General features: G+C 44.4%; 15 protein-coding genes. 13 read left to right on the top strand and 2 right to left on the bottom strand.

From position 1 onward, the window contains the following. Positions 1-1,641, bottom strand: a complete 1,641-nt coding sequence (locus GMES_RS20360; RefSeq protein ID WP_006994708.1) for an acetolactate synthase large subunit — start codon at positions 1,639-1,641, stop codon at positions 1-3. Between the two features lie 148 nt (positions 1,642-1,789). Continuing rightward, on the bottom strand, positions 1,790-3,265 hold the full coding sequence (locus GMES_RS20355; protein WP_006994707.1) for a CYTH domain-containing protein: 1,476 nt from the start codon (positions 3,263-3,265) through the stop codon (positions 1,790-1,792). 156 nt (positions 3,266-3,421) lie between these two features. Here GMES_RS20355 and GMES_RS20350 point away from each other — a divergent pair, with 156 nt between their 5' ends. The 13 genes from GMES_RS20350 (at position 3,422) to rpoS (ending at position 14,237) form a co-directional block, all read left to right on the top strand. Continuing rightward, positions 3,422-4,021 (top strand): TIGR04211 family SH3 domain-containing protein, encoded by a 600-nt coding sequence (locus GMES_RS20350; protein WP_006994706.1) that lies wholly within the window; start codon positions 3,422-3,424, stop codon positions 4,019-4,021. Between the two features lie 81 nt (positions 4,022-4,102). Then, on the top strand, positions 4,103-4,744 hold the full coding sequence (locus GMES_RS20345; protein WP_039987936.1) for a LysE family translocator: 642 nt from the start codon (positions 4,103-4,105) through the stop codon (positions 4,742-4,744). 40 nt (positions 4,745-4,784) lie between these two features. Then, a complete protein-coding gene (locus GMES_RS20340; RefSeq protein WP_006994704.1) occupies positions 4,785-5,288 on the top strand; it encodes a DUF2062 domain-containing protein in 504 nt (167 codons plus the stop codon). A 1-nt stretch (position 5,289) separates the two neighbouring features. Further along, positions 5,290-7,053 (top strand): TIGR03545 family protein, encoded by a 1,764-nt coding sequence (locus GMES_RS20335; RefSeq protein WP_006994703.1) that lies wholly within the window; start codon positions 5,290-5,292, stop codon positions 7,051-7,053. A gap of 231 nt (positions 7,054-7,284) precedes the next feature. Continuing rightward, a complete protein-coding gene (gene ftsB, locus GMES_RS20330) occupies positions 7,285-7,563 on the top strand; it encodes a cell division protein FtsB (protein ID WP_006994702.1) in 279 nt (92 codons plus the stop codon). A 6-nt stretch (positions 7,564-7,569) separates the two neighbouring features. Next, positions 7,570-8,265 (top strand): 2-C-methyl-D-erythritol 4-phosphate cytidylyltransferase, encoded by a 696-nt coding sequence (gene ispD, locus GMES_RS20325; RefSeq protein WP_039987911.1) that lies wholly within the window; start codon positions 7,570-7,572, stop codon positions 8,263-8,265. Then, positions 8,262-8,750 carry a 2-C-methyl-D-erythritol 2,4-cyclodiphosphate synthase gene (gene ispF / locus GMES_RS20320; RefSeq protein ID WP_006994700.1) on the top strand — a complete coding sequence of 163 codons (489 nt, stop codon included), beginning with the start codon at positions 8,262-8,264 and terminating at the stop codon, positions 8,748-8,750. Before ispD ends, ispF begins: the two co-directional genes overlap by 4 nt. Before the next feature lie 4 nt (positions 8,751-8,754). Next, positions 8,755-9,807 (top strand): tRNA pseudouridine(13) synthase TruD, encoded by a 1,053-nt coding sequence (gene truD / locus GMES_RS20315; protein ID WP_006994699.1) that lies wholly within the window; start codon positions 8,755-8,757, stop codon positions 9,805-9,807. After that, positions 9,804-10,550 carry a 5'/3'-nucleotidase SurE gene (gene surE, locus GMES_RS20310; RefSeq protein WP_006994698.1) on the top strand — a complete coding sequence of 249 codons (747 nt, stop codon included), beginning with the start codon at positions 9,804-9,806 and terminating at the stop codon, positions 10,548-10,550. Before truD ends, surE begins: the two co-directional genes overlap by 4 nt. An 88-nt stretch (positions 10,551-10,638) precedes the next feature. Further along, positions 10,639-11,277, top strand: coding sequence for a protein-L-isoaspartate(D-aspartate) O-methyltransferase (locus GMES_RS20305; protein WP_006994697.1), 639 nt, complete (start codon positions 10,639-10,641; stop codon positions 11,275-11,277). A gap of 109 nt (positions 11,278-11,386) precedes the next feature. Beyond that, positions 11,387-12,328, top strand: a complete 942-nt coding sequence (locus GMES_RS20300) for a polyprenyl-phosphate transporter (protein ID WP_303645088.1) — start codon at positions 11,387-11,389, stop codon at positions 12,326-12,328. 40 nt (positions 12,329-12,368) lie between these two features. Next, positions 12,369-13,187 carry a peptidoglycan DD-metalloendopeptidase family protein gene (locus GMES_RS20295; protein WP_006994695.1) on the top strand — a complete coding sequence of 273 codons (819 nt, stop codon included), beginning with the start codon at positions 12,369-12,371 and terminating at the stop codon, positions 13,185-13,187. A 66-nt stretch (positions 13,188-13,253) separates the two neighbouring features. Continuing rightward, complete coding sequence (rpoS, locus tag GMES_RS20290) at positions 13,254-14,237, top strand: RNA polymerase sigma factor RpoS (RefSeq protein ID WP_006994694.1); 984 nt, start codon at positions 13,254-13,256, stop codon at positions 14,235-14,237. Positions 14,238-14,270 lie beyond the last annotated feature (33 nt).

Genomic DNA, 14,270 nt, shown 5'->3' with positions numbered 1-14,270 from the left:
TTATAGTTGTTGACTACGTTCACGAAGAGTTTCGTTCAACGTTTGGTCATTAAGGCTATAATCAACGGGCACATCAATGACATGCACGCCAGGCTCAGCTAAACATGATTTCACAAGCGGTAATATTTGATCGGCCGCTTCTACTCTCCAGCCTTTCGCACCGTAGCTTTCTGCATATTTCACAAAATCAGGGTTGCCATAATCCAAACCGTAATTAGCAAACTGCATGTTGGCTTGCTTCCACTTGATCATGCCATAAGCATCATCTCTTAGAATGATGACGACTATGTGCAAATTCAACCTTACAGCCGTTTCTAACTCTTGGCTGTTCATCATAAATCCGCCGTCACCGCAAACTGTCAGCACAGGTTTATCAGGATGAACCATTTTCGCGGCCATCGCTGAGGGCAGTCCTGCCCCCATTGTGGCCAATGCGTTATCAAGCAGTAATGTGTTGGTCAGTGCTGCGGGATAGTTGCGCGCAAACCAGATTTTATACACGCCGTTATCCAGAGTAACGATACCATCACGTGGCATGGCTTCGCGGATGTCTTTAACGAATCGTTCTGGTAAAACAGGGAAACGATCGTCGTTTTCACTCTCGGCTTTGTGATCGAGATACGCCTGATGCACTTTTTTAAAGAAGCTAAATTCCCAGTTACTTTGCTGCTGAATTTGCTCTTTTATTTGCCAAATACTGTTCGCAATATCACCCACTACTTCTAACTGCGGGAAATACACAGGATCAACCGCCGCAGGCTCGAAGTTAATATGAATCACTTCACGGCCACCGTGCTTCATAAAGAACGGCGGTTTTTCGACGACATCGTGGCCAACGTTAATGATTAAATCTGAACTATCGATCACTCGGTGTACAAAATCACCAGAGGAAAGCGCAGTATTACCCATAAATAATTCATGTGATTCATCTAATACGCCTTTACCCATTTGCGTAGTGACATAAGGAATACCGGTTTTTTCAACGAATTCTTTGAGCATTTTGGAAGTGAGTTTGCGGTTTGCTGCCGCACCAATGAGTAATAATGGAGAGCGTGCGCCCTCTATCATTTCAATAGCTTTATTAATCGCTTTGTATTCGGCGATGGGGCGGCGAGAAATACTAGGTTTAAGTAACTGAGCTTGGGTAGTTTCTGCTGCAATATCTTCTGGTAATTCGATGTGGGTTGCACCAGGGCGTTCTTCGTGAGCAAGACGAAATGCTTCACGCACCACAGATGGAATGCGATCGCCACTAACCACCTGTGTGGTGTACTTAGTAATCGAACGCATCATGTCCACAACATCAATGACCTGAAAACGTCCCTGTTTGCTGGTCTTCACCGGTTTTTGGCCAGTAATCATCAACATGGGCATTGCTCCTAATTGCGCATATGCACCGGGAGTGACCAAGTTAGTTGCTCCGGGGCCGAGTGTCGACAGGCAAACACCCACTTTTCCGGTTAAACGACCATAGGTGGCCGCCATAAAACCTGCGCCTTGCTCATGGCGGGTTAAGATTAATTTAATGTCTGAGTCTCGTAACGATTCAAGCAAATCTAAGTTTTCTTCACCTGGGATACCAAAAATATACTCAACACCTTCTGCCTCTAGGGCTTTAACAAATAAATCTGACGCTTTCATTTCATCTCCGCTTTGCTATTGAACGCACTCAGTACGTAGGTAATTATCTTAATCATTCACATCTTGCTTGTGCACGAGGCCTATAAAGCATTTAGCATGACAGTCTTCAAAAAAGATTAAAGTTCTAAAAACCGATTACTTAAATCGATTAATTATTAGCGCGCCATGCCATTAATTCTGTTTTCTCTCTGGCCTCAACTGATAAGACGTTACGCTCGAGTAAGATTTTTAGGGCATCACGCATGCTTTTGTCGTCTTCACTGCGCAGCACGCTCCAGGGATTGCTATCCCCTAGTTGCGCGTCATACTCATTTATTGCACCTAAGCCTCCCCATATGACCTGGCATGTAGCAAGTTTGTTGCGCTTGTAAGGCAATCCTATGTCTTTCGTGCTCATTGTGTCGTGAATAAGTTGCGGCATTGTCACTTCTTTGGCTGCATGCTCCTTACGAGCAGGTGAGCCTTCACGTGTTGCATTCTCATTCATTGCAGTTAAACACAGAGCTCCTAGCGACAGTTGCACGTGCACACCTTGTGGATCCGCTAATAAAGAATTTAATGTAGTTAGCACGTTAGCAGTTTTATTGAATTCGGCCAGTTTAGGATTAACCTGCGCATAATAAGGGGCCTTATGCTGCGTTAGAAAATCGCTGTGGTGCAAATGTATAGCAGCAAGCATCAAATCTGCGTCTTGGTAATGCATAGATAAAGCATCAAGCTTGCCCTGCAACGTTAGAACAACTGATGTTGTCAATGTGGCAGCAGAGCCACTGACAGCAATTATGGCCTGTGACTCAAACACGTGCTGGTATATACCTAAAATCTCCTGCGCCAGAATGATACCTGCGCGTATGTTACGCCAGTCATTCACACTTTGGCTTTGATAAAACGCAGCTTCTCCTTGCTGCCACACATCAAGTGCTTGCTCGAGCATTGATAACCCATGTTGGACAGGTGTGTATTCTAATGAAGCACTAAAATTAGGCGCTGGCGCATAAGTTGGCTCTGCAAGGTTGTCCGCTAGGCGATAGCCTCTAGCTGCTTTAGAGTGCAGACCTACACGTAATGGTGTTATATCAACAAGCTGCTGGGCCAGTTCAAAAAGCTCACTGGGTTCGCCCCGTTTAAGCTCGAGTTCGATCTCACAAATAGCAACACTTCTGCCATTCGCTGAAATAGTCCCCTGGTCGAACACTAATTCCACGTGTGTGCCGCTACTAAGCGTAATGAGATACGTGTGGCGCAGAAAATCCGTTGAAAACATCAAATAAAGGTCATTTTCCAAGACATTCACATCAATAGACTGTGGCCAAATATCCTCGTCAAACAAGGCTAATTGCAGAACGGGACTGGGCAGCGAGACATTATACTCAGGGCGTTGATGCATACCCGCGATGACACGCCCTTTGGTTTTCACCGTTTGCTCAAACTCACCGTTGTGCCCCCGAATGCGTAGGCCGATATCGAGCTTACGCAAGGTGCGCTGAGGTGTTTCAAAGTAGTCATTGCGCAGTTGCTTCTTAGCTAAAACCGTGTAATTTAGTTGGCTTCGCGTCAACCAAGATAAAATATCTTGCTGTGCGCTTGGTGTTGCAAGCAACTTTAATTCAATTTCTAGGTCCATAGTGACTGTCATTTAATTTTAAAAAAGTACCTTACCTTTCCCTTTTATGCAGTACAACGGCGAAGAAGAGGTATAAGACTAATCAGGTTCACCTATTGCCTTTCCTATAACTAGGCCATAAGATCGAGCCAGACATTCAGAGACTATATATTTATTATGCTAAAGCGATTTTTGTTCAGTGTTACCTGCGCCTTATTTTTGTTGCCTACCATACAGGCAAGTGCTCAACAATCTCAGGGCGAAACCCAGTATATTTCAGACGATTTATTCACTTTTTTACATTCAGGTCCAGGTAGAAACTACCGTATTCTAGGCTCAGTTGTGGCGGGCTCTGAAGTAACCGTGTTACAAACAGACAGTGACAGTAATTATGTAGAGATCGTCGATGATAAAGACCGTACAGGTTGGGTCGACGGTGAATTTGTTAGTCCTCAAAAAAGTTTACGTGAACTAGTCCCCGGCTTGCAGCAACAACTTGCCGATGCGACACAGAGCAATAACGCTCAACAAGATGAAAATGACAGTTTACGTCAGCAATTTTCTGAGTTGCAGTCGCAAAATGACAGACTGACGAAACAACTTAAAACGTTGGAACAGCAAAACGCCGATTTTAGTCAGAAATTGGATGCGGCCGACCAAACTGAAAAAATGCAGTGGTTTACCCGTGGCGGTATTGTGGCGCTTATCAGCTTAATTCTAGGGGTCATAGTCGCCTACTTACCCAAGAAACGACGCAAAAGTGATACTTGGATGTAATTTGTAGTCAGCTAATGGAAGCCGCCAATGGGCGGCTTTTTTGCGTTATACCGAACATGGTATCAACTTAAGGAATTCGTCATGCCCTCCTTGGACATATTGCTCTCTTTTGCCCTTGCCGCGTTATTACTTAGCCTTTCTCCTGGGCCATCTAATTTATACATAATGGCGCGCAGCATTAGCCAAGGGCATGTTGCAGGTATTGCGGCTGCAGGCGGAATGGCAGTAGGCTCACTGGTCTATGTGTTAGCAACGGCTTTCGGCTTAGCGGCAATCTTTATCTATTTTCCACTGGCATTTATGCTATTGAAACTAGCTGGAGCTGCCTATTTGCTTTATCTAGGGTGGGTTTATTTGTTCAGCACTAAGCACAGTGATGAAAGCAAACCTAGAGTAACCATCATGACTATTCCACGCATTTTTATGCAAAGCATCATCGTCGAATTGACCAATCCTAAAACCGCATTGTTTTTCATCGCATTTTTACCACAATTTATTCAACACGATGCTGGCTCAGTCATCTTGCAGTTTGCCATATTAGGCGGCATGTATGCACTTATCGCTTTTATGTGTGACATTTGCGTAGCAATGCTAGCTGGTAAGTTGGGTTCGTGGCTTAACCAGCATCCCGCGTTCGAAGTATGGCAGAACCGGCTAAGCGGTGGACTTCTTTTCTCATTAGGAAGTTATATTGCGATAGATGAACTGCTAATACGGGACTAACTTCATGACTACACTGAATTTTTAATATAAGGACTTACTAATGCAACTTTTAGCGAAATTACTAAAAGCCTTAAACTCGGACGACAGTCCTTGGCAATTGGCTTTTGGTGTCATGTTAGGGATGATAATGGGGCTCACTCCATTCTTAGGCTTACACAGCATCATTATTTTATTCATTGTACTTTTTCTAAGAGTCAACCTTAGTACTTTTTTACTCGCTTATGCGCTGTTTTCGGGGCTTACACTAATGCTCAACCCGATGATGGCAAGTATCGGCGAATCCCTACTAACCTCAGCTAATTTAACCTCCATGTGGACCAGCTTATATAACTCCACATTTGGTCAACTTACCCAGTTTTACCACACGCTTACCTTGGGAAGCTTATTGTTCAGTCTAATTTTAGCGCCGTTTATTTTGATCATCAGTAAGATTTTAGTAGTGCAATATCGCGTGCGTTTCATGCAATGGGTGAACAAACTAAAACTGGTGCAGTTCCTCAAAAGCAGTCGTATATACCAAATTTATCAGACGCTAGGAGAATAGCATGCAGAAACTTATTCGTTGGCCTGGGCTTATCGCATTCTTTGTTGTCACCGGCCTTATTGCTGCCATTCTCATTGTATTTCTCGATTTTTGGATAAAGCTTGCAGCCATCAAGAGCTTGGAATCAACCACCGGGGCCGAGGTTAATATTGCCCAAGTGAGTCATACCTTCTCACCCTTTGGCGTGAGCCTCACAGGCGTTCAATTAACAGATCCGGCTACGCCCAGCCAGAATCAAGTCCAGGCTGATGAAATCACCGCACAAATCGAGCTGACACCTTTACTTCTGCGCAAGGTTATCATCGATGATTTGACGGTCAGTGGGGTACAATTTGCGCAACTTAGAGAATCTGAAGGGGCGGTATATCGCACCGCCAAGGCGGCCATTAAGGAAGAGCTGCAACAAGCATTCGATCCCAAAAATTTACCCAGTGTCGATGAAATACTGGCGAAGTCGCCTTTAAAAACCACGAAAGCAGTGGAAGAAACCCAAGCCGCTTATAAAAAGCACAGCGAAATATTGAAACAAAAGTATGCCGAACTTCCAAGCAAAGACGCGTTAGAAAACTACAAAAAGCGCGTTGAAGCCATTACCAATATGGATTATAAAAACCCCCTTGAATTGGCGAAAGCCAAAGAAGAGTTTGATGCTTTGCGAGCAGAAATTAAAGCAGACAAAGCTAAGATCACCGAGTTTAAAGATGCTGCAAGTGATGCGAAAAACGATATGGCCCCTCGTCTTGCTGAACTCAAAGCTGCCCCAGGTGACGATTACGCGCAGTTGCAAGGTTTAATCGCCGGCGATGAAGGCGCAATTAAAGACGTTACCACTATGGTGTTTGGCGAAAAGGCTGGCGAATTCAGCCAATACGTATTGAGCGCCTATGATTTAGCAGCCCCTATGTTAGCAAAAAGCAAAGAAGAACAAGCCGAAGAAGAAGCCTACAATGGTCGCTGGGTAGCATTCGATGATACCGCGGCATTACCTGATTTTTTAGTTCGAAATGCGGATGTATCTGTTACTTGGCGCAATGAAAGTGTGCTCAGCGTATGGCACGATATCACCAATGAGCATGAAAAAATTGGTCGCCCTACTATCTTCAAAGTAGACTCAAGCGCAAGTTCATTATGGCAATCACTGAAGTTAAATGGTGATTTCTGGCTAAATGATGCTGGAGTAAAGGCCAATCAAGATTGGAATTTACGAGGCTTAGCGTTATCAGATGTTTCACTGTTAAACCAAGAAAAGCTCTCTTCCACTTTGCTAAAAGGTTTGCTATCTAGCTCAGGTAGAGCCAGCATCGATAAAAACGTTATTTCAGGTACTGGTAATGCGGCATTAAGTCAGTTGGATTTATCTGCCACTGGCAGTAACAACTTAACAAACGTTATCGCAGAAACCCTGTCCGGTTTAAGTAACTTAACGATTAACACTGATATCGGCGGTATTCTTGGCGATATGGATCTCAGCTTTAGTTCTGATTTAGACAAGCAATTGGCCAAGGTCATGCTCAATAACTTAACGGGCGACCAAAGCAGTAAACTGAGTGAGCTTAAACATAAACTCAACGCCAAAATTGAAGGCCCCTTAGGCGCAACCGATTCAGAAATGAGCCAATGGCTGGATTGGGAAAAACTCGCAGATGGTGACTTAAGCAGTATGCAAAGCATGCTTGATAGTAAGTTGAACAGCGTGGTTGATAAGAAAAAAGAAGAGCTGACTGACAAGCTAAAAGATAAGTTAAAAGGAAAGCTATTTAACTAGTTAGCTGAATTAGTCAACTAAGAGCCCCTAAGGCTTAGCTGAGTGGCTAAGCTTAGGGGCTTTCTCGCCCGCATACGTCAAAGAACGGAGTGCTATACCATTCCACGTTAATAAGTGATCACTCAGCGAGAGTTTAACAGGGCTTACACTAGCCGCGATGAGAAAACCTCGGCATAATACGCGCTTATCCGTTATTCCATAACAACTAAACCATAGAAGGAGCTAAGCATAATGAAAGTAGTCCCCATACTCCTTTTCGTTCTGTTGGCTGCGCTGCAATATCGCTTATGGTTTGGTAAAAACAGTATTCCAGAGTACGTCGCCATGGAAAAGTCAGTGGCAGAGCAAGCCGAGCAAAATACTGAGCTATTGCAGCGTAATAATTTGCTAAAAGCTGACATCAAAGACCTAAAAGTAGGTCTTGAGGCGGTTGAAGAGCGAGCAAGAAACGAACTTGGCCTCATTAAACAAGGCGAAACCTTCTATCGAATACTCCCAAGCGAAGAATAGAAAACTATGTCAACTGCTCCCCTGTACACCGTTGTTGTGCCCGCTGCAGGAATAGGTCAACGCATGCAAGCCGACAGGCCTAAACAATATTTGACCATAGCCGGTAAAACCATTTTAGAGCACACCCTAGAGAACCTGTACGCTCACCCTCAAATTGAACAAATCATTGTCGCGATAAATCCATTAGACCAATACTTTGACAGCTTACCCATTGCTAGCAAAACCTGGGTAAAACGTGTTGATGGTGGCGGTGAACGCGCAGACTCAGTTTTAGCTGGGCTAAACAGCATTCAAAATGCAGACTGGGTGCTCGTACATGATGCCGCTCGCCCTTGCCTCGCCCAAGACGATTTAAGCAAACTATTGGCCACGGCGGAGCATTCAGAACATGGCGCAATTCTCGCCTGTCGGGTACGTGACACAATGAAACGCGGAAATACCTCACACGGTATATTGCACACAGAGAGCCGTGACAATCTATGGCACGCTTTGACACCGCAATTTTTTCCGTTAGATGCGCTGCGCAGCGCCTTGGGCCAAGCAATGGCCCAAGGCATAGCAATAACCGATGAAGCCTCTGCAATAGAATGGGCGCAAGGTAAGGTACATTTAGTTGAAGGGCGAAGTAGTAACATTAAAGTTACCCAACCAGAGGACTTACATTTGGCCGAATTTTATCTACAACACAAGGCAACCTTATGAACTTACGTATAGGTCACGGTTACGACGTGCATAAATTTGGTGATAGCGGCCCCATCACGATTTGCGGTGTAACGATTGATTACGAGCAAGGCTTACTGGCTCATTCTGACGGAGACGTCGCCTTACACGCGTTGTGTGATGCACTATTAGGCGCGTTGGCCTTAGGCGATATTGGTGGTCATTTCCCCGATACTGATGCGCAGTTTAAAGGTGCTGATAGCCGTGCCTTACTACGCCATGTGATGACACTCGTTAATGAGCATGGTTTCGAAATAGGCAACCTCGATTTAACCATAGTCGCTCAAGCGCCCAAAATGGCACCGCATATTCAAGCCATGCGTGAAAACATCCGCCAAGACGTAAACACACAATTAAACCAGGTGAATGTAAAAGCCACTACCACTGAAAAGCTTGGCTTTGCCGGACGAAAAGAAGGGATCGCGTGCCATGCAGTGGTGCTATTAAACAAAAGCGAAGCGGCATAATTGAATGCAAATTAACCATTGGCGGTACCTAAGTAGCAAGCCCGAGTCAACAGGCATATTCAAACGGCAACCTGATGATTTTGTGGTTCAAGAAATTCTTGGCTATGAGCCTGCCGGGGAAGGCGAACATATTTATCTGTGGGTACGAAAAGAAGGCTTGAATACCGCTTATTTGGCGGAGCAGATCGCTAAGTTTACCCAGCTACCATTACGCGCGGTCTCCTACGCTGGACGCAAAGACAAACACTCAGTTAGCGAACAATGGTTCGGTGTGCACAAGCCCGGTAAAGCAGAATATGATTGGTCGGCGCTTAATGTACCTGGTGCGACCGTGCTCAAAGCCATTCGCCACAATAAAAAGCTGCGAACAGGGGTATTAAAAGGTAATAAGTTTACGATTTTAATACGCGACATCACCCCAAGCGACGACTTAGAACAACGCATTGCGAAAGTGAGCCTGTCAGGGGCGCCTAATTATTATGGCCCCCAGAGATTTGGAGACAGCCGCTATGACCCCAAGGGTAGTAATTTGGTGCTTGCTGAAAAAATGATTAACGGTGAAGTGATTCGCAACCGTAATAAGCGCTCAATGGCTATCTCGGCGTTGCGCTCTTGGTTATTTAACGAGGTACTGAGCGAACGTATCAATGCAGGGGATTTTGCCCAGCCTTTAGAAGGCGATGTAATGTCTTTAGCAGGTAACGCAAGCTATTTTGTTAGCGAGGATATCGACGATACCATCAAGCAGCGCCTAGCCACACGAGACATAACCATATCTGCACCTTTGTGGGGTAAAGGCGAGCTTGCGTCTGCCGGTCCAGCATTCGCGTTTGAGCAAAGCGTTATCATGAAACACCCCAAAATAACGCAAACGTTAGCCAGTTTAGGCTTGGAGCAAGAAAGACGCCCTATTGTTTTATACCCAAGTAACCTGACATGGGCGTGGGAACAAAATAATCTGCGCATTTCGTTTGAACTACCCGCCGGCACATTTGCCACGTCAGTTTTGCGGGAAATTTTAAATGTTGAATCTGATGATACAGGGTCCAGCGAATGAGAATTTTACTCAGTAACGATGACGGCGTTTTTGCTCAAGGCTTAGCTGAGTTATATCAGGAGCTAAAAGAAGACCATGAAATTACGGTCATTGCCCCTGATCGTAACTGCAGCGGCGCGAGCAATGCGTTATCGCTTCAGCAACCTTTGCGTATGGAGCAAATGCAAAGTGGTTTCTATGCGGTCAATGGTACTCCCTCAGATTGTGTGCATGTTGGTGTGAACAGCTTTTTACAGCAGGACCCGGAATTAGTCATCTCTGGTATCAATCACGGTGCTAATTTGGGTGACGATGTTATTTATTCTGGTACGGTAGCCGCCGCCACCGAAGGAAGGTACATGGGGTTGCCCGCCATTGCGGTATCGCTATGTGCCCACACCAGTGATAACTTTGTTAGCGCAGCTAAATTTGTGCGCCGTATAGTTACCCACTTGCAAGCACACCCCTTGCCACCGGACCAAATTTTAAACGTTAATATTCCTGATTTACCCTATGGCGAGATAAAAGGCATAAAAGTAACCCGCCAAGGAAGACGCCATAGAGCAAAAACAATGATAAAGGACACCGACCCAAGGGGGAAAACCATCTATTGGTATGGCCCGGTGGGCGAAGAACAAGATGCAGGGCCAGGAACAGACTTTCACGCCGTAAGTGAAGGCTTTTGCTCTGTCACTCCTTTATCAGTAGATATGACCGCTCATCAATCTCTTGAAGATGTGCGACAATGGATTACAAAAATATAATGATTAGAAACAGCATGATGAAAGTAGATCGTCATTATCGCAGTTCAGCATTTGGTATTAATCACACACACATTGGATAGACAGTTACATGAGAGTTTCTTCACGCAAAGGGGAAAGCCTAGCCCATCTGTTAAAACAAGAAGGCATAGTCAATGCTTCAGTCCTAAATGCTGTGGCTTGTACGCCCAGAGAATTATTTTTGCCTGATGCATTACGCCATAAGGCATATCAAAATACCGCGTTGCCGATTGGTCAAGGTCAAACCATCTCCCAACCCTATATTGTAGCGAAAATGACAGAGTTACTGTTGGCCTCAAGCAATGCACCAAAGGCGGTGCTAGAAATTGGCACAGGCTCGGGTTATCAGACTGCTATTTTGGCTCAGCTATTCAATAAAGTATTCAGCGTTGAGCGTATAAAAAGTTTGCAGTTCCAAGCTAAACGCAGAATGAACCAATTGGATTTACATAATGTCTCTATGAAGCATGGTGACGGTTGGCAGGGTTGGTCTAGTAAAGGCCCGTTTGATGCCATCATCGTAACCGCAGCGGCGAGTCAAGTACCTGCCAAATTGGTTGAACAACTGAATGACGGTGGCAGGCTTATCATCCCTGTAGGGGAACAAAGTCAGCAACTACATTGCATTACTCGTGAGGGTGAAAGATTTAACGAACAAATAATTGAAGCGGTACGCTTTGTGCCTCTTGTAGCGGGTGACATCATTTGATCGTCTTCGTACTCAACAAGTGGCTTAACTCGTAGCGCTATGTAATAAATAACTCACTGCCTAAAAACTGAATTAATGATTGAACAACCTCAGAGATAGACAAAAAATAATGCAAAATAAACGATCATGGCGAGACCATCTGTCCTTAGCCGCAAAAGGAATGGTAATGGGTGCAGCAGACGCAGTACCTGGCGTATCTGGTGGCACAATTGCATTTATCACAGGTATTTACGAGGAACTCATCTACTCGTTGAAACAATGCGGACCAGAGGCGTTAAATGTACTTTTCCGTCAAGGCTTCGCTGCGATGTGGAAGCATATTAATGGCGCATTTTTACTGACGTTACTCATGGGTATTATGCTAAGCATCTTCACCATATCACGATTGGTCTTATACTGGCTTGATGCCTACCCAGTGATGTTATGGTCGTTCTTCTTTGGCTTAATATTGGCAGCAATTTGGTCTCTAATACGGCATATTGAATCTTGGGATTTAAAAACTGTTGCTTTCTTCATATTCGGTACGCTTGCCGCGTATCTGATTACAATGATCCCCCCTAGTGCAATTGAACCGACTAAGTTATTTATCTTTCTATCGGGAATGCTCGCCATTTGCGCCATGATTCTACCCGGTATTTCAGGCAGCTTTATTTTACTTCTACTCGGTATGTACACGCACATTCTAACTGCGGTAAAAGACCTCGATATAGTGACATTGGCCCTGTTTGCTATCGGTTGCGTATTTGGTTTATTGAGCTTTTCCCGCGTGTTGAACTGGATGTTTAACTCTCATAAAACACTCACATTAGCGCTATTGGGCGGTTTTATGCTGGGGTCGTTGAACAAAGTATGGCCTTGGAAACTCACTTTAGAATCAACGGTGAATAGTCACGGTAAAACGATTCCTTTAGTGCAAGAAAATATATTACCCGGCACATTTGAGGTACTAACAAGTCAACCTTCTTATCTATGGTATGCCATCGCATTGAGTCTGTTCGGTGCTGGCGCAGTATTACTTTTAGAAAAAGTAGGCTCTACCCCTCGGGAATAAGCTTGTTAACCTCACTTACCCACGCTGGCTATAACGACAGATGAAAAAAGCGCCTGGTCTGCTTATTCTCTCATTTAGCATTTTGATTACGGCTTGCTCAAGTCGCAAAGCGCCTGCGCCTATTGTCGAGATTTACCAAGGCAAAACCTTTCGGGATGTCAAAAAGTCGTCCTATAGTGCTCATACTTACACAGTAGAAAAGGGCGATACGCTCTACACCATTTCCTGGAAAAGTGGACAAGACTACCGAGATATTGCAAAATTGAACGGTATTCGACCTCCGTATAATATCTTCCCAGGTCAACGTTTAACGCTCAAAAATTCACCAAGGTCAATAGTTAAAAGGTCTAACAATGGCACTGGTCTGAGTTCAAATTCAAAATCAAATCAAGTAGTTGACCCCCCAAAAAAGCAGGCGTATGGTAAATCTAACGCTACTGTTACAAAAGAGGTAACTACCTCTTCCGGCAGTGAGTTTCCAAGTAAAATCGCAGCATGGCTGTGGCCAACTAAAAACACCGTTACACGTGGTTTTTCTAACACTGAGCACGGTAATAAAGGCTTAGATTTTAACGGAAGCTTAGGTTCACCTATTTTGGCGACCGCTGCTGGCAAAGTTGTTTACACGGGGGATGCCCTGCGTGGATATGGAAAGCTAGTTATAGTGAAACACTCAGATTCATTTTTGAGCGCTTATGCCCATAACGATAGTATTCTAGTGAAAGAACAACAGTGGGTTAGAGCAGGTCAAAAAATTGCGACTATGGGGAAAAGTGGTTCCGACACAGTTAAACTTCATTTTGAAGTGCGCTACAAGGGCCAATCTATAGACCCGCTACGCTATCTGCCTAAGCGATAATAACAATAAATAATTATAAGAATATTAGGAGATGTTTAGGAATTTAGTATTAGCTAAGGAGTCACCATGAGTCATCAAAATAGCGCTACCATAGAGTTAGATCTAGTCGACGACATTGAAGAAGCCGTAGAAAAAGAATTGGTCAAAGCAGAGAAAGATTCTGAAGATAAATTTAAAGATATCGTCTCTAGCAAAGAAGCCCCTAGTAAAAATCTCGATGCCACCCAATTATATTTAGGCGAAATAGGCTTTTCTCCCCTGCTATCAGCAGAAGAGGAAGTGTATTTTTCACGCCGAGCCTTAAAAGGCGACGAAGCCTCAAGACAACGTATGATTGTTAGTAATTTACGATTAGTGGTAAAAATCGCAAGACGTTATAACAACCGAGGTTTGGCCTTACTCGACTTAGTAGAAGAAGGTAATCTCGGCCTCATCCGAGCGGTTGAAAAGTTTGATCCGGAAAGAGGGTTTCGTTTTTCTACCTATGCGACTTGGTGGATACGCCAGACGATTGAACGGGCTATTATGAATCAAACCCGCACAATTCGTTTACCCATCCATGTAGTTAAAGAACTTAACGTATATCTGCGCACCTCTCGCGAGTTGGCGCAAAAGTTAGATCATGAACCCACAGCAGAGGAAATAGCTGAGGCGGTTCAAAAACCCGTCGCAGATGTGACTAAAATGCTGCGCTTAAATGAGCGTATTACCTCGGTTGACACCCCCATTGGCAGTGAAAACGACAACGTATTGCTGGATATAATAGCTGACGATAATGGTCATGATCCTGAAGAAGATTTGCAAGATAAAAACGTCAAGTTGAGTATTGTTGGCTGGTTAGAAGATTTAAATCCTAAACAAAGAGAAGTATTAGCCAGACGATTTGGGTTATTAGGGTACGAACCTTCAACACTAGAAGATGTTGGTGTAGAAATAGGTTTAACACGTGAGCGAGTTCGCCAAATTCAAGTAGAAGCCCTGCGAAGACTCAAGGATATGCTTGGTCACAAAGGGTTAAGCTTGGAGTCACTGTTTAATCAACTGGCTTAAAAAACCTTCCTTCAAATAAAAAATGCCGCTCTA

Origin of the sequence: Paraglaciecola mesophila KMM 241 (assembly GCF_000315015.1) — a bacterium.
GTDB lineage: Bacteria > Pseudomonadota > Gammaproteobacteria > Enterobacterales > Alteromonadaceae > Paraglaciecola > Paraglaciecola mesophila.
Note: the sequence above shows the minus strand (reverse complement) of the source record. Positions and strands in the feature narration are given on the sequence as shown.